At 72.0% G+C, this 23,709-nt stretch carries 27 protein-coding genes; 18 read left to right on the top strand and 9 right to left on the bottom strand.

Features of this window, described 5'->3' with window-relative positions; genetic code table 11:
• Window positions 1-61 precede the first annotated feature (61 nt).
• From BXA11_RS21145 to BXA11_RS21135, 3 genes are all read left to right on the top strand, one after another.
• Complete coding sequence (locus BXA11_RS21145; protein ID WP_051762686.1) at window positions 62-466, top strand: ATP-binding protein; 405 nt, start codon at window positions 62-64, stop codon at window positions 464-466.
• Between the two features lie 124 nt (window positions 467-590).
• Window positions 591-1,433 (top strand): SAM-dependent methyltransferase, encoded by an 843-nt coding sequence (locus tag BXA11_RS21140; RefSeq protein ID WP_076437052.1) that lies wholly within the window; start codon window positions 591-593, stop codon window positions 1,431-1,433.
• 188 nt (window positions 1,434-1,621) lie between these two features.
• Window positions 1,622-1,933 carry an STAS domain-containing protein gene (locus BXA11_RS21135; RefSeq protein ID WP_159454817.1) on the top strand — a complete coding sequence of 104 codons (312 nt, stop codon included), beginning with the start codon at window positions 1,622-1,624 and terminating at the stop codon, window positions 1,931-1,933.
• A gap of 18 nt (window positions 1,934-1,951) precedes the next feature.
• On the opposite strand, the gene BXA11_RS21130 is transcribed toward BXA11_RS21135, so the two are convergent.
• Genes BXA11_RS21130 through BXA11_RS21120 form a run of 3 tightly spaced genes read right to left on the bottom strand, consistent with a single transcriptional unit; the run spans window position 1,952 to window position 4,129 of the window.
• Window positions 1,952-2,824, bottom strand: coding sequence for an SRPBCC family protein (locus BXA11_RS21130; protein ID WP_076437048.1), 873 nt, complete (start codon window positions 2,822-2,824; stop codon window positions 1,952-1,954).
• Window positions 2,821-3,147, bottom strand: a complete 327-nt coding sequence (locus BXA11_RS21125; protein ID WP_076437341.1) for an ArsR/SmtB family transcription factor — start codon at window positions 3,145-3,147, stop codon at window positions 2,821-2,823. Before BXA11_RS21125 ends, BXA11_RS21130 begins: the two co-directional genes overlap by 4 nt.
• A gap of 46 nt (window positions 3,148-3,193) precedes the next feature.
• Complete coding sequence (locus BXA11_RS21120; protein WP_197042930.1) at window positions 3,194-4,129, bottom strand: aldo/keto reductase; 936 nt, start codon at window positions 4,127-4,129, stop codon at window positions 3,194-3,196.
• Between the two features lie 111 nt (window positions 4,130-4,240).
• Here BXA11_RS21120 and BXA11_RS43970 point away from each other — a divergent pair, with 111 nt between their 5' ends.
• The 3 genes from BXA11_RS43970 (at window position 4,241) to BXA11_RS21105 (ending at window position 7,449) form a co-directional block, all read left to right on the top strand.
• Window positions 4,241-5,608, top strand: a complete 1,368-nt coding sequence (locus BXA11_RS43970; protein ID WP_076437046.1) for an NUDIX hydrolase — start codon at window positions 4,241-4,243, stop codon at window positions 5,606-5,608.
• Window positions 5,609-5,728: 120 nt separating this feature from the next.
• Window positions 5,729-6,166: a CBS domain-containing protein gene (locus BXA11_RS21110; protein WP_076437044.1), complete on the top strand. Its 438-nt coding sequence runs from the start codon at window positions 5,729-5,731 to the stop codon at window positions 6,164-6,166.
• The gene (locus BXA11_RS21105; RefSeq protein ID WP_076437042.1) at window positions 6,163-7,449 is read left to right on the top strand and encodes an ArsB/NhaD family transporter; all 1,287 of its coding nucleotides are present in this window, start codon (window positions 6,163-6,165) and stop codon (window positions 7,447-7,449) included. Before BXA11_RS21110 ends, BXA11_RS21105 begins: the two co-directional genes overlap by 4 nt.
• A gap of 108 nt (window positions 7,450-7,557) precedes the next feature.
• On the opposite strand, the gene BXA11_RS21100 is transcribed toward BXA11_RS21105, so the two are convergent.
• On the bottom strand, window positions 7,558-7,917 hold the full coding sequence (locus BXA11_RS21100; protein WP_076437040.1) for a hypothetical protein: 360 nt from the start codon (window positions 7,915-7,917) through the stop codon (window positions 7,558-7,560).
• Between the two features lie 189 nt (window positions 7,918-8,106).
• Between BXA11_RS21100 and BXA11_RS21095 the strand changes: the two genes are divergently transcribed.
• Together BXA11_RS21095 and BXA11_RS21090 are read left to right on the top strand one after the other, a co-directional pair.
• Window positions 8,107-8,376 (top strand): hypothetical protein, encoded by a 270-nt coding sequence (locus tag BXA11_RS21095; protein ID WP_076437038.1) that lies wholly within the window; start codon window positions 8,107-8,109, stop codon window positions 8,374-8,376.
• Between the two features lie 108 nt (window positions 8,377-8,484).
• Window positions 8,485-8,955, top strand: a complete 471-nt coding sequence (locus BXA11_RS21090) for a MarR family winged helix-turn-helix transcriptional regulator (RefSeq protein ID WP_030511951.1) — start codon at window positions 8,485-8,487, stop codon at window positions 8,953-8,955.
• 9 nt (window positions 8,956-8,964) lie between these two features.
• On the opposite strand, the gene BXA11_RS21085 is transcribed toward BXA11_RS21090, so the two are convergent.
• Complete coding sequence (locus BXA11_RS21085) at window positions 8,965-9,303, bottom strand: DUF4260 domain-containing protein (RefSeq protein ID WP_143734423.1); 339 nt, start codon at window positions 9,301-9,303, stop codon at window positions 8,965-8,967.
• A 181-nt stretch (window positions 9,304-9,484) separates the two neighbouring features.
• On the opposite strand from BXA11_RS21085, the gene BXA11_RS21080 reads away from it, so the two are divergent.
• Both BXA11_RS21080 and BXA11_RS21075 read left to right on the top strand, forming a co-directional pair.
• On the top strand, window positions 9,485-10,318 hold the full coding sequence (locus tag BXA11_RS21080) for an alpha/beta fold hydrolase (protein WP_076437036.1): 834 nt from the start codon (window positions 9,485-9,487) through the stop codon (window positions 10,316-10,318).
• Between the two features lie 130 nt (window positions 10,319-10,448).
• Window positions 10,449-11,870, top strand: coding sequence for an alkaline phosphatase PhoX (locus BXA11_RS21075; protein ID WP_239105081.1), 1,422 nt, complete (start codon window positions 10,449-10,451; stop codon window positions 11,868-11,870).
• Between the two features lie 63 nt (window positions 11,871-11,933).
• On the opposite strand, the gene crcB (BXA11_RS21070) is transcribed toward BXA11_RS21075, so the two are convergent.
• From crcB (BXA11_RS21070) to crcB (BXA11_RS21060), 3 genes are read right to left on the bottom strand one after another with little or no spacing between them, the layout of a single operon-like run.
• Complete coding sequence (crcB, locus tag BXA11_RS21070; protein WP_030511947.1) at window positions 11,934-12,305, bottom strand: fluoride efflux transporter CrcB; 372 nt, start codon at window positions 12,303-12,305, stop codon at window positions 11,934-11,936.
• Window positions 12,302-12,655, bottom strand: a complete 354-nt coding sequence (locus BXA11_RS21065) for a DUF190 domain-containing protein (RefSeq protein ID WP_030511946.1) — start codon at window positions 12,653-12,655, stop codon at window positions 12,302-12,304. Before BXA11_RS21065 ends, crcB (BXA11_RS21070) begins: the two co-directional genes overlap by 4 nt.
• On the bottom strand, window positions 12,652-13,179 hold the full coding sequence (gene crcB, locus BXA11_RS21060) for a fluoride efflux transporter CrcB (protein WP_204053763.1): 528 nt from the start codon (window positions 13,177-13,179) through the stop codon (window positions 12,652-12,654). The genes BXA11_RS21065 and crcB (BXA11_RS21060) overlap by 4 nt, the downstream gene beginning before the upstream one ends.
• A 384-nt stretch (window positions 13,180-13,563) precedes the next feature.
• On the opposite strand from crcB (BXA11_RS21060), the gene BXA11_RS21055 reads away from it, so the two are divergent.
• The 7 genes from BXA11_RS21055 to BXA11_RS21025 all read left to right on the top strand — a co-directional run bounded on the left by BXA11_RS21055 (window position 13,564) and on the right by BXA11_RS21025 (window position 22,212).
• Window positions 13,564-14,889 (top strand): ATP-grasp domain-containing protein, encoded by a 1,326-nt coding sequence (locus tag BXA11_RS21055; RefSeq protein WP_143734422.1) that lies wholly within the window; start codon window positions 13,564-13,566, stop codon window positions 14,887-14,889.
• A gap of 38 nt (window positions 14,890-14,927) precedes the next feature.
• A complete protein-coding gene (locus BXA11_RS21050; protein ID WP_076437030.1) occupies window positions 14,928-16,748 on the top strand; it encodes an AfsR/SARP family transcriptional regulator in 1,821 nt (606 codons plus the stop codon).
• Window positions 16,749-16,952: 204 nt separating this feature from the next.
• Window positions 16,953-17,165 carry an aroma-sacti cluster domain-containing protein gene (locus BXA11_RS21045; RefSeq protein ID WP_036409041.1) on the top strand — a complete coding sequence of 71 codons (213 nt, stop codon included), beginning with the start codon at window positions 16,953-16,955 and terminating at the stop codon, window positions 17,163-17,165.
• Complete coding sequence (locus BXA11_RS21040; protein ID WP_076437028.1) at window positions 17,162-20,272, top strand: AAA family ATPase; 3,111 nt, start codon at window positions 17,162-17,164, stop codon at window positions 20,270-20,272. The genes BXA11_RS21045 and BXA11_RS21040 overlap by 4 nt, the downstream gene beginning before the upstream one ends.
• A complete protein-coding gene (locus BXA11_RS21035) occupies window positions 20,269-21,198 on the top strand; it encodes a S8 family serine peptidase (protein WP_076437026.1) in 930 nt (309 codons plus the stop codon). The genes BXA11_RS21040 and BXA11_RS21035 overlap by 4 nt, the downstream gene beginning before the upstream one ends.
• Window positions 21,185-21,811, top strand: a complete 627-nt coding sequence (locus BXA11_RS21030; RefSeq protein WP_076437024.1) for a GAF domain-containing protein — start codon at window positions 21,185-21,187, stop codon at window positions 21,809-21,811. Before BXA11_RS21035 ends, BXA11_RS21030 begins: the two co-directional genes overlap by 14 nt.
• A gap of 116 nt (window positions 21,812-21,927) precedes the next feature.
• Window positions 21,928-22,212 (top strand): DUF1540 domain-containing protein, encoded by a 285-nt coding sequence (locus BXA11_RS21025; protein WP_076437022.1) that lies wholly within the window; start codon window positions 21,928-21,930, stop codon window positions 22,210-22,212.
• Here BXA11_RS21025 and BXA11_RS21020 read toward each other — a convergent pair.
• A complete protein-coding gene (locus BXA11_RS21020; protein WP_308441063.1) occupies window positions 22,193-23,044 on the bottom strand; it encodes an IucA/IucC family protein in 852 nt (283 codons plus the stop codon). The genes BXA11_RS21025 and BXA11_RS21020 overlap by 20 nt on opposite strands.
• 29 nt (window positions 23,045-23,073) lie before the next feature.
• Between BXA11_RS21020 and BXA11_RS21015 the strand changes: the two genes are divergently transcribed.
• Window positions 23,074-23,664, top strand: coding sequence for an SAM-dependent methyltransferase (locus BXA11_RS21015; RefSeq protein ID WP_076437020.1), 591 nt, complete (start codon window positions 23,074-23,076; stop codon window positions 23,662-23,664).
• Window positions 23,665-23,709: the final 45 nt, after the last annotated feature.

Below are 23,709 nucleotides of genomic sequence, written 5' to 3'. Positions count from 1 at the left end.
CTTTCCGGAAGGCAAGCGCTGGCCGTGGACCTGCGGCGAAGAACCGTGCAGCGTCCCCCAGGTGGCCGTGCACGAGTTCCACCGTGAGAGTCTCGCCGCGCGCACCGCGCGGCACTTCACCGCCGGGGTGCTGCGGACCTGGTCCATGGAGGACGTCGCCGACGACGCCGCGCTCGCGGTCTGCGAACTGGTCACCAACGCGCTGCGCCACGGCCTGCGGCACCAGGCCATCCACCCCCTGCCGGTGCGCCTGTTGATGTTCCGCTCGTCCCGCGCGCTGCTGTGCATGGTCACCGACCCCAGCAACGACCCGCCGGTGCTGCGCGAGCCCGACTACGTCGCGGAGACCGGGCGCGGCCTGCAGGTGGTCGCCGGAGTCAGCCGCATGTGGGGCTGGGCGCGGCTACGTCCCGTGGGCAAGGCCGTGTGGGCCGGCTTCACGGCAGAGGCCGCCGCCTACTGCTGATCCGCCGCCCGAGAAGGCTCGGGCCGCATCGCGACGTCCGCGCCGCAGTCCCGAACGCCCCCGAATCCTCATTGAGGCACCTGTTGCACCGGTAATATCGGTCATCAGGGCTGAACGGAGGATCATGCCGGGTTTCCCCCCGGTCGAGCCTGTGGGTTTCGACCCGTCCGTTCCCAACGAGGCCCGGGTCTACGACTACTGGCTCGGTGGGAAGGACAATTTCGCCGCGGACCGCGAGGCCGCGGAGGCGGCGCTGCTCATCGCGCCGGAGCTCCCCCTGATGTGCCGCGAGGGGCGAAAGTTCCTGCGCAGGACCGTACGGTTCCTGGCCGCTGCCGGGATCCGCCAGTTCATCGACATCGGCTGCGGCCTGCCGACGCAGGGCAACGTGCACGAGATCGCACGGGAGTGCGCCCCCGACGCCCGCGTTGTCTACGTGGACAACGACCCCGTCGTGGTCAACCACGGCCAGGCGCTGGTGGAGGAGAACGAGCGCGTCGTGGTGGTCCACGGCGACGTACGCGACCCCGACGCGATCCTCACGCATCCGCGGCTGCGTGAGCTCGTCGACCTCGACGAGCCCGTGGGCGTCCTGCTCGTCTCGGTTCTGGCGGCGATCAACGACGACGACCTCACGATGGCCATCACCGCACGCCTGCGCGAGGCGATCGCGCCCGGCAGTTATGTGGTCATCAGCCACGCGATCTCCGACCTCCGGCCGGAGGTGACCGACAAGCTCGCCCTGCTGTTCGCCGGCGAATGGGCGGTCAAGGACGACGGCCGCCTGCGGTTGCCCACCCGGGCCGAGATCCTGCCGCTGTTCGGCGACCTGGAAATGGTGGAGCCCGGCCTGGTCCAGGTGCCCGAATGGCGGCCGGAGCCCGGCGAGCTGCGACCGCAGAAGGACACGGTCTGGTCGGTCGGTGGCGTGGGTCGCAAGCGCCGGCCAGAAGCGTCGGGTCTTTGACCTTCGTTGAATATTAACTGGGCTAACCATTGACAGATGCGCTGTCGGACGGCAACGCTCAGTGATTATCTCCATTTCCAGCGAGGAGGTGGGACCGTGACGCCGTTCACCGTGTCCTGCTCCGAGAACATGTGCCCACGACCTGCGGATATCCCGCCATACACCGGTTCGCCCCGCCGGTGCGCTTCGTGAATTCGGCCGGCGGCCACTGCGGCGTCCTCTACACGGACACCTACCTCAGCATCAGGTGGTCTCCCGCGGACTCGTCGGTGATCCTCGACGGGGAGGTCGACCTCTCGAACAGCGCCGCAGTGGCGAAAGCGCTCGCCGAGGCGAAGAGCGAACGCGGCGAGATCACCGTCGACATGGGCGCCCTGCGGTTCATCGACCTGGCTGGGCTGCGAGCTCTGCTGACTCCGTGCCCTGCGGCGGACGACGCCGTACGGCTCCGCAACGTGCCGCCTCACCTGCGCCGCCTTCTGGAGATGCTCGACGGGTGACGGCCCCGCCCGCCTGGCTCAGGCGAGCAGCCGCCGCGCCAGCGCCTCTATCCGGTCCCGCCATGCCCGCAGAGGTCCGTCGGGGTCGGGCAGGCCGGTCTCGGTGACGACCAGCCGGGCGCCGTGCCCGGTGCCGTGCGACAGTTCCCAGCGCACGTGCCTGCCCTGCTCGCCGGACTCCACGTACGCGGGAAGCTCCGCGGCGGGCTTCCCGACGGCCGTGACGATCCCCTCACCGAGGCCGCCGGGCACCGGCGCCCCCGGTGTCGCGGCAGGCGCGCCGGCGGCCGCCCAGACCTCCTCGACCGGCCGGGTGAGCTGCCGCTCGAAGCGCACCCGCCATCCGCCGCCCGCCTGCTCACCCAGTCGCTCACCCGGCCGCTCGGCCGAGCCCTCCGCCAGTCCGAACGCCTCCACGTACGCCTCATGGAGGTGGGCGAAGTTCCCCTCGGGCCACTCGGCGGGCCGGCCGCCGACGATCGCGTCCATGGCGTCGAGGCAGACCTGCCAGCCGGACGCGTAGCTCGCCGCGGCGGGCCGGTCGTGGAAGACCTGGGTGAACACGAGCAGGCAGCCGCCCTCCTCGGGCAGCAACTCGAAGCGCAGGACGTTGTCGCCCTCGCGCGGCATCTCCCGCGGCGCGTGCTGGACGAAGGCGAACAGGCGGGGCGGGTCGAGCTCGGTGATCTCGGCGTCCGTCGTCGTGCCGCCGCCGTCGAACGTGATCTTTCCGCCGACCCGCAGGTCCATCTCGACGACCGTGAACGGGAACCACTGGCCGAGCCGGTCGGGTTCGGTGACCGCCCGCCAGACCTTCTCCGGAGGGTGGGCCAGCCTGCGCTCCATGCGCAGGGCCGCCTGCTCGCCGAACATGCCGAGCGTCGCGTTCACGATGTCTCCTCTGAGTTGCCGGAAGTCGCGTCCAGGTGTCGTTCCAGCGCGTCGAAGCTGTCCGACCACAGCCGCCGATAGGGCGCGAGCCAGGCGTCGATCTCGGCGAGGGGCTCGGGGCACAGTTCGTACCACCGGCGCTGGGCGTCCCTGCGCACACGGACCAGCCCGGCCTCCCGCAGCACCTTGAGGTGCTTGGAAGTGCCGGGCTGGGTCAGGCCGAGCCGCTCGGTGAGCTCCCCGACCAGGCGGGGACGTTCGAGCAGCAGGTCGAGGATGCGCCGCCTGGCGGGCTCGGCGAGTACGTCGAAGGTCACTGACACGCCCTCGAACATACCCGCTCAGCTATATAGCCGCAAGTGCATATGCTCAGCTCGCGATCTCGTTCAGCTCCTTCAGCGCCGCCTCGTCCGGTCGCCACGCCGCCGCCGCGACGTTGGCCTTGATCTGCTCGGGCCGGGTCGCCCCCGCGATCACGGAGGAGACGGCCGGCTGCGCGAGCAGGCCGCCGATCGCGACGTCCAGCAGGGTCACGCCCTGCCGCTCGGCGAACTCCCGCAGCCGCTCCACCACCTCGAACCGCGCGTCGGTCAGATACTGCGGCCGGCCCGCGAGGCGGGTGCCCGCCGGCGGCTCCTCCCCGCGCCGGTACTTGCCGGTGAGCAGGCCGTTGGCCAGCGGGAAGTACGGCAGCAGGCCGACGCCGTGGTGCAGCAGCGCCGGGACGAGCTCCCGCTCCACGCCCCGGTCGAGCAGGCTGTACTCGTTCTGCGCGCTCACGAAACGCTCGAAGCCGCCGGTGCGGGCGATCCAGTCCGAGTCGGTGACCTGCCAGGACGCGAAGTTGGACGAGCCCACGTAGCGGACCTTGCCCTCCCGCACCAGGTCTGTGAGGACCGACAGGGTCTCCTCGATCGGCGTGGACGGGTCCGGGAAGTGCAGCTGGTAGAGGTCGATCCAGTCGGTCTTGAGGCGGCGCAGGGACCGCTCGACCGCCAGGCGCACGTACCGCCGCGAGGCCCGCGCGCCCCAGTCGGGCCCGTTGGCGCCGTTCACGTCCCCGCCGAACTTGGTCGCGATGACGACCTGGTCGCGCCGCCCCTTCAGCACCTCGCCGAGCAGCGCCTCCGACTCGCCGTAGATGTCCGCGGTGTCGATCAGCGTGACGCCGGCGTCGAGCGCCGCGTCGACCACGGCGCGCGTGGCGTCGAGGTCGATCCTGCGGCCGAAGTTGTTGCCGCCGAGGCCGAGAGCCGAGACCACGAGTCCCGAGTCGCCCAGCCGCCGGTAGGTCATTTCGGTCATGCCCCTGCATTCCCTTCTCACGTGACCTCTCCCTGCGGGGAGAGCTCTCCTCACCGTATTTCGGCCTCCTTCCGCAGCGGACGGCGGACCGTCCGCGAGAGGATGCCGCACATGACCTCCGTACGGCACAGCGTCCGGGCCATCCTGTTCGACGGCGACGACGTCGTCCTGTTCCGCCGCGTGCGGGCGGGGCGGGAGCCGTACTGGATCACGCCGGGCGGCGGGGTGGAGCCCACCGACACAAGTCCCGAGGCGGCGCTGCGCCGCGAGCTCGACGAGGAGCTCGGAGCGACGGCGGGACCGGCGCTGCAGGTGTTCACCCTCGTCGAGCCCGGCCGCCTGAGCACGGTCTTCGCCTGCCGGCTGGTGTCGCTCGACCTGTCGCGCCGCAGCGGCCCGGAGTTCCTCGAACCGGATATCGGCCTGCACGAGGTGCGGCGGGTACGCCCGGAGGAGGTGCGCGCGCTGAACATGGTCCCGCCCGAGCTGGGGGAGTTCATCTCCGCGAACGCCGCGACCCTGCCCGCGCTGCTCGACGCCGCGACGTACGCCCCCGGCCGCTATCGGCCGGTCGTCGACGTGCACCTGCTGCTCATAGACGGCGGTGCGCCTGTGCACAGCGGGGTTTCCACGGGCGGCGCGAAGGTGCTGCTCGGCCGCCGCCAGGGCACCGGCTATGCCGACGGGGAGTGGCAGATCATGCCGTCCGGGCACCTGGAGGAGGGGGAGTCGGTGGTGGACACCGCCGTCCGCGAGGCCCGCGAGGAGCTCGGCATCGAGGTGGACGGCTGCGAGGTGGTCCACGTCATGCATCACCGCAACGCTGGCGGGACGGCACGCATCGGGATGTTCCTCGTGCCGCGCTCGATCACCGGCATACCGGTCAACGCCGAGCCGCACAAGTGCGCCGAGCTGGCCTGGTTCCCGCTCGACCGGCTGCCCGAGCGGACCGTGCCGTACGCGCGGGCGGGCGTCGAGGCCGTGCGACGGGCGCTCGCCTCGCGCCCGCCGGGCCTCCCCGCGGCCGTCGGCGCCGCCGCGGTCGTCTCCGGGTCACCGGTCTTCTCCCTGCACGGATGGGACGTCCCCGGCTCCGCCGATCTGGCGTCCGAGGCCGTACGCGCCGGGTTCGAGGAGGTCACGGTCTGCCTGGTCGCCCTGCTCGACGGCGCGGTGCTCGTCCACTCCGACGACGAGACCGACCGGCTGCCCGCCACGGTCGTACGGCCGGGCGAGGGAGTGCAGGCGGCGCTGGCGCGGCTCGCCCCGATGGGGGAGGTGAGCTTCGCCGGCGCGGACGACTACGTCTCGCCCCGGGGACGCGTCGGACGCCGTCTCGCCTTCTCGGCCCGGCCGGCGGAGGCGCCCGAGGGCCTGGTCCCGCTCCCGGCCGGGTCGCTCGGACGCCTGCCGTACGGGGAGGGGGTATTCGTCCGCCGCGCCTCTTCGGGGCTTCTGTACGATCTGTCCGGCCGATAGCCTTATGTGGGGTGTGCCGGGAAGTCTGGTCGGCGAAGGGGTCTCCCATGCCCGGGGGACCGCCACCGGCGACCGGAAGGCACACATGAGCACAGCCGCACGTGGCAGGCAGGTGGAAGCATGCGTGCCCGGGATCTCGTAGTGCCCTACCCCACGGTGGACCTCGACTCCCCCGTAGCCGACGCCGCTCGCCTCATGGCCGAGCGCGCGCTCCCCGGGCTGATCGTGCTGGACGAGCGCGGGGCGCCGGTGTCGATCCTGCCGGGGACGCAGGTGCTGCGCCTGGCCGTGCCCCGCTACTGCCAGGACGACCCCGCGCTGGCAAGGGTGGTCGACGAGGCGCACGCCGACGCGTTCGTCCGCGCGCTGGGTGAGCGAACGGTGCGCCAGGCGATGCCGGAACGGCCGCGCGAGCTCCCGGTGACCGATCCCGACGCCACGCTCCTGGAGGTCGCCGCGCTGATGGCGCGCACCCGCAGCCCTCTGGTCGCGGTGCTCGACGGCGACCGCCTGCTGGGCGCGGTCACGCTCTCCGCGCTGCTCGAACGGCTCACATGACGGTGACCGCATGGGTGGCGGTGATCGTCTTCGCCACCACGTACGTCCTCATCGCCAGCGAGAAGGTCCACCGGGTCAAGGCCGCCCTGGGCGGCGCCGCGATCATGCTGCTGGTCCACGCGACCGCGGCCGGATCCGCGTTCTTCTCGCAGGAGTCCGGCGTGGACTGGAACGTCGTCTTCCTGCTGCTGGGCATGATGATCATCGTCGGGGTGCTGCGGCAGACCGGCGTGTTCGAATACCTCGCCATCTGGGCGGCCAAACGGGCCAGGGGACGGCCGTTCCGGCTCATGGTGCTGCTCCTGGTGATCACGGCCGCCGCGTCGGCGCTGCTGGACAACGTCACGACCGTGCTGCTGATCGCGCCCGTCACGTTCCTCGTCTGCGAACGCCTCGCGCTGCCGGTCGCGCCGTTTCTGATCGCCGAGGCGATGGCGTCCAACATCGGCGGCACCGCGACCCTCGTCGGCGACCCCCCGAACATCATCATCGCCTCCCGCGCCGGGCTGACCTTCAACGACTTCCTCGTCCACCTCACTCCGCTGGTGATCGTGCTGACGGCGGTCTTCATCGGACTGTGCCGGCTGCTGTTCCGCAAGGCGTTCCGGTACGACCCCGAGCGGGCGGCCGAGATCATGCAACTGGACGAGCGGGCGGCGATCGAGGACAAGGTCATGCTCGTGCAGAGCCTGTCCGTGCTCGGCGTGGTCATCGCGGCGTTCGTGCTGCATCCGGTGCTGCACTACGAGCCGTCGGTCGTGGCGCTGCTCGGGGCGGGGCTGCTCGTGCTGGTCACCAAGATCACCGCCGACGACGCGCTGCGCGAGGTGGAGTGGCCCACGCTGGTGTTCTTCGCCGGGCTGTTCGTGATGGTCGGCGCGCTCGTCGAGACCGGTGTCATCGCCCAGGTGTCGCAGGCCGCGGCGGAGGCGACGGCCGGGCGGCCCGGCGTGACCACCATGGTCCTGCTCTGGGCGTCGGCCGGGCTGTCGGCGATCGTGGACAACATCCCGTATGTCGCCACGATGAGCCCGATCGTGGCCGACCTCGCGCAGCACGTGCCCGGCGACCACAACGTGCTGTGGTGGGCGCTCGCGCTCGGCGCGGACCTCGGCGGCAACGCCACCGCCGTAGGGGCCTCCGCCAACGTCGTCATCCTCGGCATCGCCGAACGCAACGGCACGCGGATCAGTTTCTGGCAGTTCACCAAATATGGCCTGGTGGTCACCGTCGTCACGGTGGCCCTGTGTGTGCCCTACCTCTGGCTGCGTTACCTCCTCTGAGGCCTGCGCGGGCGCCCGTACGAACCCTGGCACGAGCCCCGGCACGAGCCCCCGCGCCGGGCCCGGTCGGGCCGCCTTGTCCACAGCCTGTGGACAAGGCGGACTCGGTCATTCGCGGAGCGCCGGGCCGGCAGGGCGTCGCCGTCCCAGGCGACGGCCGGTCTCCTCGATCACCTCTCGCAGGACCGCCGCGAGCTCAGGACGCTCCGTCAGGGCGTTCTCGATCCGGGCGCGCCAGGCGCCGACCTCGGCGGACAACGCGTCCCCACCTGGGGCGCGGGGGTCCTGCACCGGCCGGGCCTCCTCTCGCTGGAGACGCAGACGGGTGCGGGTCAGGTCCTGTTCGTACGTCTGCCCGAGACGTCGTGCGAGCGTCTCACCGAGCCACCAGTAGGCGTCGGCCGTCGCAGCCGCGACGAACACCCTGGCGCTCTCCCACGCCACGCGTTCCCTGTGGATGACGGCCACGCCATGACGGTACGTCCGAACGTCACGGTGGGCAATGGCCGCCTCGCCGTCGGTTTTCGCCGAGCTTTTGGGGCCTCGCCGGGCGCGCCCTGAGTTTGTCGCAACCTGCGTACGGATACGAAGAGTGATGATCGAGCACGGTGAGTCATATCTGAGATGAGGAATCTAATGCACCGCCCTATTCGTCTTATGTCCCTGGCCGTCCTGACCTGCGCGGGCCTGCTCGCCGCCGCCCCCGCCTACGCGGGCTGCGGGTGTGACGCGCCGAAGGCCGCCACGCCCGCGACCGCCGCCGTGGACCTCGGCGCGAAGGCCGACCTCGATGCGGGCCTCAACGTGGGTCTCGGCCTCGACGTCGCCCTCGGCCTGGACCTCGGTCTCGGCCTGAACGCGCAGGCCGGCGCCCGCCCGGGGACCATGAGCTGCGGCAAGCCCACTATGCTGCGCCGGTGCCGCTGACGGAGCCGGCGTGACCCGGCCGGCGCCGGGTCACGCCACCCGAAAAAACCTCGTGCACGATTGGACCGTTCACGTGCAGATGGTGGCCGAGGCTTCTAGAGTGGGAAGATGACCGGCACCACGAGCGAGCGGTTTCCCCGCGTCCTCGACGACAAGATGTGCTTCGCGCTCTACGCCGCCTCCCGCGCCGTCACCGCCCTCTATCGACCGCTTCTCGACGAGATGGGTCTCACGTACCCGCAGTTCCTGGTCCTGCTGGTGCTGTGGGACGGCCCCGAGGAGGGCGTCACGGTCAAGGAGCTCGGCGGTGCGCTGCACCTCGACTACGGCACGATGACGCCGCTACTCAAGCGCCTTGAGGCGAACGGCCTGCTGCGCCGGGAGCGCCGCGTCGACGACGAGCGCACGGTGCAGATCACGCTGACCGAGAAGGGCGCCGAACTGCGAGGGCGCAGCGACGGCATCTTCGCCTCCGTCGGTGACGCGATGGCGCTCGAACCCGAGGAGTTCGCCCGCACCCTCACCACACTGCGCCGCCTGACCGCGAACGTCACCACCCACGCCGACCGGCGAGGCTGAGGGCCGCCCTCACCGCTCAGCCGGCAGATCCCGCGGTGCCGGGCGCCCGAGCGTCCGCTCAAGGGCGATACGGGTCAGCCAGCCAAGGGCGGCGGTGAACAGCGGCGGCCACGCGATCGGGCCGAACGAGTAGGCGACCAGCACCACGAGCGGGATCCACACGCGGTGGACGGCCTGGTAGAGCACGCCGGGCGGCCGAACTCCGGCGAGCCGCGCGAGGTCGATCAGCGCGAAGAACACGAGTGCGGCGACGGTGGTCGGCACGCCGTACTTGACGCTCTCGAAGACCGCGAACGCGGCCAGGAAGAGCGCGAACGCCCCCCAGCCGATCTTTCGCAAACCGGCCACCGCCCTTCGCCGTGGGCCGCGGCGCGACCCGGACATCCGTGATATTACTCGTCCGCTCCTCTGCGAGCCCATCGGAGACGATTACCTTGTGCACAACCTAATTGTGCCCTAGTCTCTGGGGCGTTCGAGGAAACCGGTTGCAAGGCCGGGGTCACGCACTGGAGATCAGAAGGAGCGCGTCATGGCGTACATCACCGTCGGCCAGGAGAACAGCACCGACATCAACCTCTACTACGAGGACCACGGCAGCGGGCAGCCCATCGTGCTCATCCACGGCTACCCGCTGGACGGCCACTCGTGGGAGAAGCAGATCCCCGCCCTGCTCGACGCCGGCTACCGGGTCATCACCTACGACCGCCGCGGCTTCGGACAGTCGAGCCAGCCCACCGTCGGCTACGACTACGACACCTTCGCCGCCGACCTGAACACGCTGCTGGAGACCCTCGACCTGCGCGACGCGATCCTCGTCGGCTTCTCCATGGGCACCGGCGAGGTCGGCCGCTACCTCGGCACGTACGGCTCGGCGCGGGTGGCCAAGGCGGCGTTCCTGGCCTCCCTCGAACCGTTCCTGCTCAAGACGGAGGACAACCCGGAGGGCGTCGACGGCAGCGTGTTCGAGGGCATCATCGAGGCCGTGACCAAGGACCGCTACGCCTACTTCACCGACTTCTACAACGCCTTCTACAACACCGACGAGAACCTCGGCACGCGCCTGAGCGAGGAGGTCGTCCGGGCCAGTTGGAACACCGCCGCGGGCGCCTCGTGGTACGCCTCGTCCGCGGTCGTCCCCACCTGGCTCACGGACTTCCGGGCCGACATCCCCAAGATCGACGTTCCCACGCTCATCGTGCACGGCACCGCCGACCGCATCCTGCCCATCGACTCCACCGGCCGCCCGTTCCACCGGGCGCTTCCCCAGGCCGAGTACGTCGAGATCGAGGGCGCCCCGCACGGTCTGCTGTGGACCCACGCCCAGGAGGTCACCGACGCGCTCCTCGCCTTCCTGGCGAAGTGACCCGCAGACGGGGTCTGCCGTCCTGAGATCGTTGTCGCGTGTTCACCCCCACGTCCGGTGCGCGGAAGGAGGGGTTCACGACGAGGAAATGGGATCACCTGGCCTGCCGTATGCACCGAAAGGTACGCCTGTGAGTTCCTCCCTCTCCCGCCGCGATCTCATGCGCTCGGCCGCCGCAGGCGGCCTCGGCATCGTCATCGCGGGCAGCATCGAGGCCATCGCCGGTCCCGCCGCCGCCCAGGCCGCCCAGGCGGGTGCCGGCAAGACGACCGGGTATGGCCCGGTCGTCGCCGACCCCGCCGGTCTGCTCGCCCTGCCCGCGGGCTTCTCCTACAAGATCGTCGCTCAGGCCGGCACGACGGTGCTGGAGTCGGGTGAGCCGACCCCCAGCGACGCCGACGGCACCGGCTGCTTCCGCGGCCGTGACGGCTGGGTGCTGGTGAACAACCACGAGATCGGCGGCGACGAGCCGTACGGCGTGCCCACCCTGCCCGGGCTGACCTACGATCCGGGCGCGAAGGGCGGCACGACGACCATCGAGGTCGACAGGGACGGCAACCGGGTCCGCGAGTACGTCAGCGTGGCCGGCACGCACAACAACTGCGCGGGCGGCATCACGCCGTGGGACACCTGGCTGACCTGCGAGGAGACCGAGCAGCGGGCCGGCGGAGCCTTCCAGAAGGACCACGGGTACGTCTTCGAGGTGGACCCGTTCGACCGCGAAGCCAACACGAACCCGGTGCCGCTGAAGTTCCTCGGCCGCTACTCGCACGAGGCCATCGCGGTCAATCCGCGCAACTCCGAGATCTACCTGACCGAGGACGCGAGCGGCCCGAACGGCCTGTACTTCCGCTGGACTCCGCCCCACGGCTTCCACGGCCGCAAGGGGGCCCTGCGTGCGCTGGCCCTCGGCCCCGGCGGCGACACCGCCGGGAAGCTGCAGGCCATGCGGTGCCGCAAGGGCAGCAGGCACATCGCCGACCTGTCCGAGGCGACCCAGCCGGGCACCCGCTACAAGGTCGAGTGGGTCGACGTGCCGGACCGGGACGCCAAGACCACCTCGGTGCGCAAGCAGTTCGCCGACGACCAGGTCACCCGCAGCCGCAAGCTGGAGGGCGCCTGGTGGGGCGACGGCGGCGCGTACTTCGTCGCCAGCTACGCCCGGCACGACGACGGCAGCGTCAACGAGCACGACGGCCAGGTCTGGTTCTACGACCCCGAGTCGGAGACCGTCACGCTGAAGACGATCTTCGGCGTCAACCCCGACCCGGAGCAGGACACGAACTACGACGGGCCGGACAACATCACCGTCTCGCCGTACGGCGGCGTCATCCTCGCCGAGGACGGCGAGGGCCTGTCGCACCTGGTCGGCGTGACCGACAAGGGCGCGCCCTACCCGATGGCCCGCAACGAGCTCAACGACAGCGAGTTCACCGGCCCGACGTTCAGCGAGGACGGGCGCATCCTGTTCGCCAACATCCAGACCCCGGGCTACGTCTTCGCGATCACCGGTCCCTGGACCCAGAAGCACGGCGGCCACGGGCACCACTGACCGGGCACCACTCACTCACGGGAACACCCGGCGAGCCTTCCTGCCCGCCGGGTATCACGTGTCTCAGGCGAGGAGGGCGGCCAGCGCGAATCCGGCGGCCGCGGCGAGGACGCCGAGGACCAGGCTGCCGAGCGCGTTGAGCCCGGCCTCCAGGACCGAGCCCTCCTCCAGCAGCCGTACGGTCTCGAAGCCGAACGTGCTGAACGTCGTGAACGCGCCGCAGAAGCCGGTGCCGAGCAGGGTGACGATCGCGGCGGGCAGCCCGAGGTGATCGTGGGCGCCGAGCAGCAGCCCGAGCACGAACGACCCGGACAGGTTGACCGACAGCGTGCCCCAGGGGAACACGCTGTCGTGCAGGCGCTGCACCAGGCGGTCGGCGAGATAACGGGCGGGAGCGCCGACGATGCCGCCGAGGAAGACGAGCAGCACGGTCACGACTCGGCCCGCCCCGGCTCGCGCCCCACGTAGCGATAGACCTCCACGGGATCGACGATCACCAGGCCTTCGGTCACCAGTTCGTCCAGCTCCGCCACGAACGCGCTGATCCTCTCCGGGACGTCCACGATGACGACGGCGATGGGCAGGTCCTCGCTGAGCGACAGCAGCCTGCTGGTGTGGATGCGCGAGGAGGCGCCGAAGCCCTCGATTCCCCGGAACACGCTGGCCCCCGCCAGGCCCATCCGCCGCGCGCGGTGCACGATCTCGGTGTACAGCGGCCGGTGCCGATACTGGTCGCTCTCGCCTATCAAGATCGTCAGCCGCTGCGCGGGGCCGTGCAGTCTCATTCGCCCCTCCTCCCGCGCCGTACTGGGAGGCCCGCCAGGGCCCGGGCGAGGACGATGCCGCACCAGACCGCGACCAGACCGGCGACCAGGCTGGCCGCGGCGTACGCCCCGGCCACCGGCCACGCGCCGAGCGACGACCTGTCCACGATCTCCACGCTGAAGGTGGAGAACGTCGTGAATCCGCCGAGGACGCCGACCCCGAGGAACGGACGGACGTAGCGGCGCGGCGGCCAGACGTCGAGGACGAAGACCATCAGGAGCCCGAGCGCGAAGCAGCCGCTGACGTTGACGAGGAACGTCCCCCAGGGGAATCCGGCGGGCGGCGCGGGGAAGGCCTGGCCGACCAGATATCGGGCCACCGCGCCGGCTCCGCCGCCGATCGCGATCACGGCGAGGATGTCCCAGGTCCGCGCACGGGCCGGGGGCGCCGACGGACGGAACATATCCGGTTCGTGACGGAGGTCCACATCGGGGTCGATCGGCAGATCCGCCTCTTCCCGATCGCCGTGTACGCGCCGGCTCACCCCGTCCTCCTCACCTCGCCACCCGGCCTGCCGCCCTGCCCGCCGCCCGGCCTGTCCGCAGGTCCGCGCGACGGCCGAGAAGGGGAGCGGATTCCGCACGAGTGCATCCCAGTTTAGGCGCCGCACCGGAACGGCCCATCCGGACCGTCGTGGTCGCCGGGGCGGCGATTCGCGATCAGCGGCAGACGCCCCTATTCATGAATTGCTGACGACCACAAATTAAAGGTCGGGACAGAACGACGGGCAGAGCTTCCGGTAGTCACCGCTTTCCGGACCCGTATCCCCGGTGACCTGCATGGATGAAACTCCAACATATCTCGATAAATTCAGCAATCAATCATAATAGGGTTCTATTGACAGCAAACCGGGACCACCATTTGACTGGTGGGATATGGGCGTGATCACGAAAAAGAGGCCGGTGGAAGCGGCACCGGCGTACGGCGACGGATCGGGATCGCGCACGGCTGCGGTCACGCCTTGCTGAGCGCCGCCGGAGCCCCGGGCCAGGCCGGACTCGGCCCGTCGTGCGGCCCTCACGTCACCGTCGATCTGCGCGGATCGCTCGGCTCGGTGTCGTGGCGGCTCTCGGAGCCCGGACCGGCCACGGACGCCGCGCCCTGCGTCGTGCTGGCCGACCGTGCGGGCTGCGCCGAGTTCGCCGTCCTCCAGGACACCCTGCATCACCTCGGTGTGCCGAGCGTACGCGTCGACGCCGAGAGCGTGGCCGCACTGCGGCTGTCCGCCACGCTGGCCGCTCCCGCCAGAGCGGACAGGCCCACGGAGGACAGGCCGGCGGTGGACAGGCCCACGACGGACGGCGCACCGGCCGCGAGCGGCGGGGTGGCCGGAGGGAGGCCGTGTGCCGTGCTCGATCTGGACGGCCGCCGGATCGCTCCGACCGTCGTCTGGGCGCGGCACTTCTCCCCCCGGGCCATGCCCGCGTCGGCGAGCGCCGCGCAGACCCTCCTGCGGGCCGAGTCCTGGCACGCGGTCGTCCGCCAGCTCTGCTCGCTCGCGCCGGCGAGCCTGCCCGGCAACCGTCCCGGCCGCCTGGAGCAACTGGCCGGCGCGGCGGCGGCCGGCATCCGCGTCCCCCGGACGATCGTCACCACCGACCCGGCCGGGGCCGCCGCCGCGATGCCGGGCCGCAGGGTCGTGGTCAAGGTCGTCGGGGAGCACTTCGTCGAGACCTCCCCCGGCCTCCTGACCGGGGTGCTCCCCGAGATCGCGGCACGTGCGGAGGTCCTGCGCCGGCCCGCCCTCGACTATCCGGTCATCGTGCAGGAACACGTCGAGCACGACGCCGAGCTGCGGGTCTACCACGTCGCCGGGGCCGTGCACGCCTACGCCGTCGGCAAACGCGCCCCCGACTCGCCGTGGCGGGAGGCGGCCGAGGTGACGGTCACGCCGGTCGCCGCCCCGCCCGCGGTCGCCGACGCCGTACGCGGGCTCGCGAGCCTGTGGGGGCTGACCTACGGCGCCTTCGACCTGCTGCTCAGCGCGGGCGAGGTGGTGTTCCTCGAGGTCAACACCGACGGCGACTGGCGCTGGTTCGAGGCGAAAGCCGGCGGGCGCCCGGTCTCCACGGCCGTCGCGCTCGCGATCAGGACGCTCCACCTGACGGCCCTGGGGATCGCCGGACCTCCATCGCCGCCCGAACTCGTCGACTTCCTCCTGCTCGGCGCCCGGACACTCGGCTCCGGCCGATGACCGAGGTCGCCACACCGGCCCGGACCAAGGAAAGCGCCATGGGTGACGTGAGCTCGCCGCGACTGCACTGTTCTGTACTCGGCTCGCTGGAGGTCCGCGTCGCGGGCCGAAGGGCCGTCATCGGCGCTCCGAAACAGCGGCTCCTCCTGGCGATCCTCCTGTGCCACGCGAACGCGGTCATCCCGTCGGACCAGCTGATCGACGCGTTGTGGGGCGAGACCCCGCCGCGTACGGCCCGCAAGAACCTCCAGGTCTACATGTCCGCGCTCCGCAAGATCGTGGGCGACCGCATCAGCTTCCAGGGCTGGGGCTACCGCATCAGCGCCGATCGCGAGGAGCTCGACCTGCTGCGCTTCCTGGAACTGGGCAGGTCGGGGCGGGCCGCCGTCCGGAGCGGGGACCTGACCACCGCCGCCGCGCTGCTGGGCGACGCCGTCCTCCTGTGGCGGGAACAGCCGCTTGAGGAGTTCTGCCATGTCCCGCTCGTGGCCGCCGAGGTGGGCCGATTCACCGAGCTCTACCTGTCGGTCTACGAGGACTGGGTCGAGCTGGAGATCGAGCTGGGCCGCTGCGTCGAGGCCCTGGGCTCCCTCGACGTCGTCGCCGCGCGGTTCCCCGCCCGCGAGCGCATCGCCGCGGCCAGGATGACCGCGCTGTCGCGGTGCGGGCGGGCGGCGGAGGCCCTGGCCCACTTCGAGGGCCTGCGCCGGCACCTCGCCGCCGAGATGGGCATCGATCCCAGCCCGGTGATCAGGCAGCTCTACCAGGCCATCCTCCGCGGCGACGGGCCCCCGCCCGCGCGTCTTCCCGGCCTGGCCGGCGTCGCCCGCCCCCGGCCCGTACGCGCCCTCGCGAACCGGCTGCCCCGTGACGTCGACGACTTCGTGGGCCGGGAGGAGGAGGTGCGGCGCGTCCTGGACGAGCCCGCGGCCGTCACGGTGATCGCGGGCGGGCCCGGCACCGGGAAGACCGCCCTCGCCGTGCACGTCGCGCACATGCTGGCCCCCCGCTATCCGGACGGCGCCCTGGTGATCGCCTTACGGCGCCACGGTGTCCCCCGGCCGGCCGCGGACGTCGAGAGGGAGATCCTGGAGGGCGTCGGACTGGAGGTCGCCGGTGTGCGCGAGGACGACGTGCTGGCCTCCGTCTGGCGGTCGTGGCTCGCCGACCGGAAGGTCCTGCTGGTCCTCGACGACTCACCGGACGAGTCGAGCGTCCGCATGCTGCTCCCCGGCACCACGTCGAGCAGGGTGCTGGTGACGAGCCGGAGCAGGCTCAGCGGGCTGGAGTCGGTGGCCAGGATCTGTCTGGAGGACCTGTCCACGAGTGAGGGCGTCGAGTTCCTGAGCCGGTTGATCGGCCGCGACCGCGTGGCCGGGGACCTGCCCGCCGCCCTGCGGATCTTCCGCAGGTGCGGGCTGTCGCCCCTGGTCCTGCGCCTGCTCGGGGGCCGCCTCGCCGGGCTGCGGCACCTGCCGATCGGCCTGCTGGCGGAGCGGCTGGAACGGACCGAGAACGTGCTGGACGAGTTCGTCGCGGGGGACGTGTCGCTGCGCCGGCGGTTCGAGGAGTCCTACGCCGACCCGGCGTGGCCGCACCGCGCCGCGTTCCTCGCCCTGGGCGCGCTCGACGGCCCGGTCTTCGGGCACGAGGAGCTCGTCACGGCGCTGGACGGCACGGAAGGACCGGGCGAGCGGGTCATCGAGTCCCTGCTGGAGGCCGGTGTCCTGTCGATCCCCCGGATCGAGACCGACGCCATCGAGACCGACGCCGAGGTGGCCGCCCACTCCCTGACGTACGCGATGTCACCGCTCGCCCACCGGTTCGCGGCCGAGCTCGCCCGGAGTGGGAACCGCTGAGGGCGGGAGCCGGCTCGCTCCGCCCGGCGGCCCGCGTCCCCTAGCGGCGCGCGGTGAGGGGCCGGTATGCGCGGCCCGGCCAGGCCCGATCGGGGCCGGTATGGCGTCGGCATGGCGTCGCCATACTGCCCCTGAACCCTCCGTACCTACCGTTGGCGGCGTACCCCTGTGGCCGACAGGTCCCGCACGACCAGGAGGTTGCCGATGAACAGCCGCGAGGTTCAGGGCGGGCCGGCGCCGTTCGACCCGTTGACGGCCCTGCGCGAGGCGGGCCACCCGGTGGACCTGCTCAACGAGCGGCAGCGGCAGGTGTTCGCCGAGCTGAGCAGGCCGGAGGTCGAGCTGCTCAACTCGATCAAGACCCGTCTGGACGCGGCGGCAGGCGAGGTCGAGGGACAGGAGCTGAAACTGGTATGAGCACGCGGGCGGCCCGTCCTGCGCGCCGGAACGTCGTCGTCGTCTTCATCGACCTGGTCGGCTCGACGGAGCTCGCAGAACGGCTCGATCCCGAGCTTCTCCGGGATGTGCTCGACCGCTACTACCAGGCGTGCACCTCCGGCATCGCGGAGCACGGCGGGGTGGTGGAGAAGTACATCGGAGATGCGATCATGGCCGCCTTCGGCATCCCCGCCGGCCGCGAGGACGACGCGCTCCGGGCGGTGCGCGCCGCGCACGCCGCGCTGCAGCGGGTGCGCGAGCTGAGCGAGGACCTCGCCCCCACGCACGGCATCCGGCTCGACGTGCACTGCGGCGTGAGCGCCGGGGAGGCGGTGGTCATCGCCACTCCCGGAGCGGACCTGCGCGTCATCGGCGACACCGTCAACACTGCCGCCCGCCTGCAGTCGGCCGCGGGCGTCGGCGAGATCCTCGTGGGGGACGAGGTCGCGCGCATGGTCCGCGCCCAGGCGCGGCTCGAGCCCGTGCCGCCGCTCACGCTGAAGGGCAAGAGCAACCCCGTACGGGCCTGGCGGGTGACCTCGCTGGAGCCGGACACCGGCCACGACGACGACCGGATACCGCTCGTCGGCCGCACCGGGGAGATCGGGCGGCTGCGCGCGGCGTACCACGAGGCGGTGCGGGACCGCCGGTGCCGGCTGGTGACCGTGCTCGGCGTGCCGGGCATCGGCAAGTCCCGGCTCGTGCGCGACTTCGTCCACGAGCTGCCCGCCGGGGTCACCGTGCTCACCGGCCGGTGCCGCTCGTACGGCGTGGGGATCACCTATCGCCCCATCGTGGAGATGGTCGAGTCCCTCGGCGACGACTGGCGGGACGTCCAGCCGGCGCTGGAGGAGTCGAGCCGCTCCACGCTGCGCGGCCTGGCGACCGCAGACGCCTCGCGCGCGCCCCGCACCGGGGAGGACGCGGGAGTCGAGGAGATCTCTCGGGCGGTGCGCGCACTGTTGGAGTCGCTGGCCCGGCGTGGCCCGCTGGTGGCGGTCTGGGAGGACCTGCACTGGGCCGAGCCGACCCTGCTCGACCTGATCGACGACCTCGCGGCGTGGCTCGCCGACGTGCCCGTCCTGGTCGTACGGGTGGCCAGGCCCGAGCTGCTGGAGGCGCGGCCCTCCTGGGGGGACGACACGGACCGCGCCGCCGCGTTCGAGCTGGGGGCGCTCGACGCCGCACAGATGGAACGGCTGGTCGCCGAGCTGGCGGCGCATCGGCTGCCGGACGCCGAGGTCGTCGCCCACGACCTGGCCGCCGGCCCGGCCCTGTGCCGGCGGGTCGCACGGAGCTCCGACGGCAACCCGCTGTTCGCCGAGCTGCTGCTGGAGACGCTGGCCGAGGAGGGGGAGGACGCGCCGCTGCCGCCCACCATCCAGGCGTTGCTCGGCGCGCGCCTCGACCGGCTCGACGAGGGGGAGCGCGACGTGCTCGAACGCGCCGCGACGATCGGGCACGTCTTCACCCGCGACCAGCTCGACGTCCTGTGCATGGCGGAGCCGCAGGCCCGGCTCGACGTCGACGAGCTGCTCGGGCGCCTGCTCCGCACGCGCATGGTCCGGCGTGGGGAGGCGCCGGGATCGTTCCGCTTCACCCAGACGCTGACCCGCGACACGGTCTATGCCATGACCCGCAAGGACCTGCGGGCCACCTGGCATCTGGCCCTCGCCGACCGGATCGCCGGGCGGGCCGACCCCGCCGGGGACCCCCGCGCCGCCGTCTCGTCCCGTGCCACCGCCTCGTCCCCTGACGGCGAGGAGAGCTCGCACGGCGACCTGGCCCATCACCTGGAGACCGCCTGCCTGCTCAAGCGCGAGGTGCGGCCGGACGACCCGCTGCTGCCCGCGCTCACCGAGCGGGCCGCCCGTGCCCTGGTGGGCGAGGGCACCCAGGCGCTGCACCGCAAGGACCTGCCCGCCGCCATCGGCCTGCTGGAGCGGGGACGCGACCTGCTGCCGGCCGGTCATGCCGAGCACCGGGTGCTGGCGGTGCGCATCTGCGACGCCGGGCTGGCCCGCGGCGAGGCCGACCGGCCGTACGACGCGCTGGACGTGGCCGAGCGGATGCTGCCGGACGATCGGCGCAACCGGCTCGTCTGCGCCATCCAGCGCGAGACCCTGGCGGCGCGCTTCGGCGTCAGGGCCGCGTCGGCCGAGCCGTTCCGCGACCTGCTGGCCGCCGACCCCGGCGACGACCTCGGCTGGTGCCGTTTCCACCATCTGGAGGCGCTGGTGCGCATCGGCGAGGGCCGGTTCGGGGCGGCCGAGGCGGCGCTGCGCGACGCCCTGGCCCGGGCCCGCTCCCTCGGCGACAGATATGAGGAGAACCGCCTGCTCAGCGGGCTCTGTGAGCTGGCGCAGTGGTCTCCCACACCGCTGGCGGAGGGGCTGAGCCTGTGCGTCGGCGTGTCAGCCAGGTTCCGCGCTGACCGGGCGATGCTCCTGCCCGTCCTGGTCACCGAGGCGCGGCTGCTCGCGCTGGCCGGGTACGTCACCTCCGCCAGGGCCGTCCTCGACAAGGCCGACCGGTACGCCCGCGACCTCCACCTCGACCTGGCGGCGACCGCGGTCCTCCAGGTGCGCGGACTGGTGGAGTCGCTGGTCGACCGGCACGCCGAGGCGGAGGCGCTGTTCCGCAGGGCGGCGGCGGACCTGCATCGGGCGGGCCAGTCCGAGCCGGCCAGGACGCTGGAGCTCTACGCCGCACGCGAGCTGCTCCGGCAGGGGCGCCATCCCGAGGCCGCGCGGGAGCTGGACCGGCTGCGGGCCGCGGGCGGACGGCTGCAGGCCCGCGGCGAGCTCACCCTTCTCGCGCTGAGCGCCCGGGTCGCGTCCTTCGACGGCGACCACGGCGCGGCGGACGCCCTCGCGGCCAGGGCGGAGGATCTGCTGGCCCGCACCGACGACCCCTGCCTGCGCGGGGACGTGCTGGCCGACCTGGCGGTGGCGCACCGCGCGGCCGGGCGCACCGGCGCGGCGGACCGAGCCGCCGCCCGCGCGCTGGGCGACTACGCGGCCAAGGGAGCGGAGCTGCCCGCCCGGCGCGTACGCCGGTGGATCGAGGAGGAGAGGCGACCGTGACGCAGCCCCCATGGCGCCGGGAGCGGCGTGAGCACTTCCCCGGCGTGCCGGCCTGGAGCCTGGCGACCTCCCGGCTCGCTCCGGAGGAGTTCGGCGTGAGCCGCCTGGAGGACGTCACCAGGGAGTGGGCCTGGGGTGGTGACGGCGCGGGTGGTGACGGCACGGGAGTCGACGGCACCGGCGACGGCGTCGCGGGCCGCGCCGACGGAGCGGGCGTGCGCGTCTGCGTGCTCGACACCGGCGTGGACGGCGGTCATCCGCGGGTCGGCGGCCTGGAGCGGTCGCTGGTGGTCGCCGACGGCGAGGACCTGACGGTCGTCGACTGCGACCCGGTGGACCCCGTGGGACACGGCACCGCGTGCGCGGGGGTGATCCGCTCGATCGCCCCGGCCGTCTCGCTGACCTCGGTGCGGGTGCTGACCGACGGGCGATCCGGCAGCGGCGCCGCCCTCCTGGCCGGGCTGCGCTGGGCCGTCGAGGAGGGGTTCGACCTCGTCAACCTCAGCCTGTCCACCACCAGGAGCCGCTATCTGCCCGAGCTGCACGAGCTGGCCGACCGCGCCTACTTCCGGCGCTGCCTGCTGGTGGCCTCGGCCCACAACATGCCGGTGGTCAGCTTCCCCTGGACCTTCTCCTCGGTCATCTCGGTGGCCAGCCATGACGAACCCGACCCGATGACCTACTACTACAACCCCGCGCCGCCGGCCGAGTTCCTCGCCCGGGGCGTCCGGGTGCCGGTGGCCTGGCGTCGCGGCCGGGAGATCCGCAGCACCGGGAACAGCTTCGCCGCTCCGCACATCACCGGGATCTGCGCGCTCATCCTGAGCAGGCACCGGTGGATGACCCCCTTCCAGCTCAAGTCCGTGCTCTACCTGGCCGCCAGCAACGTCGTCGTATCCAAAGGAGGCGCGCATGTCCGTGCATGAACGGCACTCCGACAGCGAAATCACCGAGCGCAGACTGCTGCAGTCCACCGTCGAGGTCGCCCGGCACGTCTTCGACTCGGCCGCGGCGTCGGTCTTCCTCGTGGACCAGGAGACCGGCGACCTGGTCTTCGAAGCCGTGTCGGGCGAGGGGGAGCAGCACCTGGTCGGCACGCGCTTCCCGGCCGGCACGGGCATCGCGGGCTGGGTCGCGGCGAGCGGCCAGCCGATGATCGCCGACGAGGTGGCGGCGGTGCCGCAGTTCGCCCACGACGCCGCCGAGTCCACCGGCTATGTCCCGCACAGCATCATGGCGGCGCCGGTCATCCGGCAGGAGAGCTGCATCGGTGTGCTGGAGGTGCTCGACAGGTCCGCCACCTGGCGCGGGGACCTCGCCGACGTGGACCTCCTCGCCATGCTCGCCGCCCAGGCGGCGTACGGCCTGGATCTCCTGCTGCGGCTGCGGAGAGCCGAGACGACGCTCCCGACCGCGCCCGGCGGCGACGACGTCCACGTGCTGCTGCAGCGGATCTCCGACCGGGTGCCGCGAGGCGGCGGGGCCGCCGACCCGACCGCCCTGAAGCTCCTCGCCGTCGCCGAGGAGCTGTTGCACTAGATCGTGTCCCCTGGCGTGGCTTGGCCGAGTCTGGGATCGCGGCGGAGATTGCCGACCTGGTCGAAGGCGGTATTAGCCAAGACGAAAGCCACGATCGTCAGGGGGGACAGCCGCTCATGGAGATGCCCGTAGTCAACCGTTGCGAGGCCACCTCGTGCGCCTACAACCGCGACGGCAGGTGCCACGCCACCGCCATCACGGTCGGGGACGTGTCCCACGCGCACTGCGACACGTTCTTCACCGCACCCACCCCGGGAGGCGACCAGGAGACCGTGGGCCGGGTGGGCGCGTGCAAGATATCCGACTGCCGGCACAACGTGTCGCTGGAGTGCCAGGCGCCCGGCATCGACATCGGCTACGCCCGGGACGAGGCCGACTGCCTCACGTACGCCCCGGCGTAGCGCCTCCGCCCTCAAGACGAACCGGAGCGAAGCGGGCGATGGGGTCGACCAGCTCGCCGGCCATCTGCAGCGTGGCCGACGGGTCGGTCAGGTCCACCATCTGCCGGTTGTTCCGCAGTTGCAGGCGGTTGAGGCACGACAGGGCGAACGTCTCCGCGAACAGGTCGTGGCGCCGGAACCGGTCCGCGAGGTGCGGGACCGACCGCTGGTAGGCCGTCGCGCACTCGGCGACGGTCCGCCAGAAGACGTCCTCGTCCAGCACGCCGTCCGTGGCGAGCACCGCGTTGAGGAAGCGCAGGAAGCAGTCGAAGACGTCGCTGAAGATCGACGGCAGCCGGTGGTCCTCGGGAACCTCGGCGCGGATCCGCCGGACCTCGGGCGGCAGGTCCGCGTCCGGGTCCATGACCACGATCTCCTCGGCGATGTCCTTGAAGATCACCCGTTCCACCGCGCCGCCGTCCAGGACCAGGATGACGTTCTCGCCGTGCGGCATGAACGCCAGGTCGTAGGCGTAGAAGGCGTGCAGCAGCGGCACGAGGTACGCGTCGAGATAGCGCCGCAGCCACGCCTCGGGGGCGAGGCCCGACTGCTCGATCAGCGCCGCCGCGAATGACCGCCCCGCCTCGTCCCCTGGCCCTCCAGAGGAAACGTGGAGCAGGGAGGCTATGGTGGCCAGGCGCCGGCCCGGTTCCAGGCCCGCGACCGGGCTCTCCCGCCACAGCGCCGCCGGCATCTTCCGGTAGGGCGAGTAGCGATCGGTGGCCGCCTCGAACCGGCGGTTGACGACGGTGCCGGCGACCTCGAAGCCGACGGCCGCGTTGAGGGCGCGCACCGCCGGGCATCGATCCGACGGTTCCGAGCATGGCCCGTATCTACGACTACTTCCTCGGGGGCAAGGACAACTTCCCCTCCGACCGCGCCGCGATCGCCCCGGACGCCCGCGTGGCCTACGTGGACAACGACCCGATCGTGCTGGTCCACGCCCGCGCCCTCCTCGCCGACCCCCCCGAGACGATCGTGCTGGAGGGCGGCCTGCGCCGGCCGAAGGAGATCCTGGACGATCCCCAGATCAGGGACCACTTCGACTTCACCCAGCCGATCGCGATCCTGGTGCTCGCCCTCCTGCACTCCTTCACCGACGAGGACTCCGTCCGCGGCGTCACGGCGACGCTGCGGGACGCGCTGCCCTCCGGCGGCTACCTGGTCGTCTCGCACGCCTACTCCGCGACGATCGACGAGGACAAGGCCGACGAGGTCCGCTCCGTCTACAGCAAGACCTCGGCGGACGGCATCGTGCACCGCGGGCCGGCGGCGCTCGCCCCCCACTTCGACGGCATGGAGCTGCTGGAGCCCGGAGTCGTGCCGGTCGAGAGCTGGCGTCCCCGCGACGACACGTACCCGGGCGACCCGAGCCGCAGCGGCTACGTGGGCGCGGTCGCCCGCAAGCCGTGACGTCCGGCCCGCTCCGTCCCACGGCGTACTGACGCGTACTGACGT

It is taken from the genome of Microbispora rosea (genome assembly GCF_900156315.1).
Classification (GTDB): Bacteria; Actinomycetota; Actinomycetes; order Streptosporangiales; family Streptosporangiaceae; genus Microbispora; species Microbispora rosea.
The sequence above is the reverse complement of the archived record's forward strand: the minus strand, read 5'-3'. Positions and strand labels throughout refer to the sequence as shown.

Excerpts from the sequence above, each read along its gene's own strand:
- BXA11_RS21120 (WP_197042930.1), bottom strand. The coding sequence starts at position 4,129 with ATGACCGAAATGACCTACCGGCGGCTGGGCGACTCGGGACTCGTGGTC.
- BXA11_RS21030 (WP_076437024.1), top strand. The coding sequence starts at position 21,185 with ATGTCCGTGCATGAACGGCACTCCGACAGCGAAATCACCGAGCGCAGA.
- BXA11_RS43970 (WP_076437046.1), top strand. The coding sequence starts at position 4,241 with ATGACCTCCGTACGGCACAGCGTCCGGGCCATCCTGTTCGACGGCGAC.
- BXA11_RS21110 (WP_076437044.1), top strand. The coding sequence starts at position 5,729 with ATGCGTGCCCGGGATCTCGTAGTGCCCTACCCCACGGTGGACCTCGAC.
- BXA11_RS21045 (WP_036409041.1), top strand. The coding sequence starts at position 16,953 with ATGAACAGCCGCGAGGTTCAGGGCGGGCCGGCGCCGTTCGACCCGTTG.
- BXA11_RS21025 (WP_076437022.1), top strand. The coding sequence starts at position 21,928 with ATGGAGATGCCCGTAGTCAACCGTTGCGAGGCCACCTCGTGCGCCTAC.
- BXA11_RS21050 (WP_076437030.1), top strand. The coding sequence starts at position 14,928 with ATGGGTGACGTGAGCTCGCCGCGACTGCACTGTTCTGTACTCGGCTCG.
- BXA11_RS21080 (WP_076437036.1), top strand. The coding sequence starts at position 9,485 with ATGGCGTACATCACCGTCGGCCAGGAGAACAGCACCGACATCAACCTC.
- BXA11_RS21140 (WP_076437052.1), top strand. The coding sequence starts at position 591 with ATGCCGGGTTTCCCCCCGGTCGAGCCTGTGGGTTTCGACCCGTCCGTT.
- BXA11_RS21105 (WP_076437042.1), top strand. The coding sequence starts at position 6,163 with ATGACGGTGACCGCATGGGTGGCGGTGATCGTCTTCGCCACCACGTAC.
- BXA11_RS21040 (WP_076437028.1), top strand. The coding sequence starts at position 17,162 with ATGAGCACGCGGGCGGCCCGTCCTGCGCGCCGGAACGTCGTCGTCGTC.
- BXA11_RS21095 (WP_076437038.1), top strand. The coding sequence starts at position 8,107 with ATGTCCCTGGCCGTCCTGACCTGCGCGGGCCTGCTCGCCGCCGCCCCC.
- BXA11_RS21065 (WP_030511946.1), bottom strand. The coding sequence starts at position 12,655 with ATGAGACTGCACGGCCCCGCGCAGCGGCTGACGATCTTGATAGGCGAG.
- BXA11_RS21015 (WP_076437020.1), top strand. The coding sequence starts at position 23,074 with ATGGCCCGTATCTACGACTACTTCCTCGGGGGCAAGGACAACTTCCCC.
- BXA11_RS21090 (WP_030511951.1), top strand. The coding sequence starts at position 8,485 with ATGACCGGCACCACGAGCGAGCGGTTTCCCCGCGTCCTCGACGACAAG.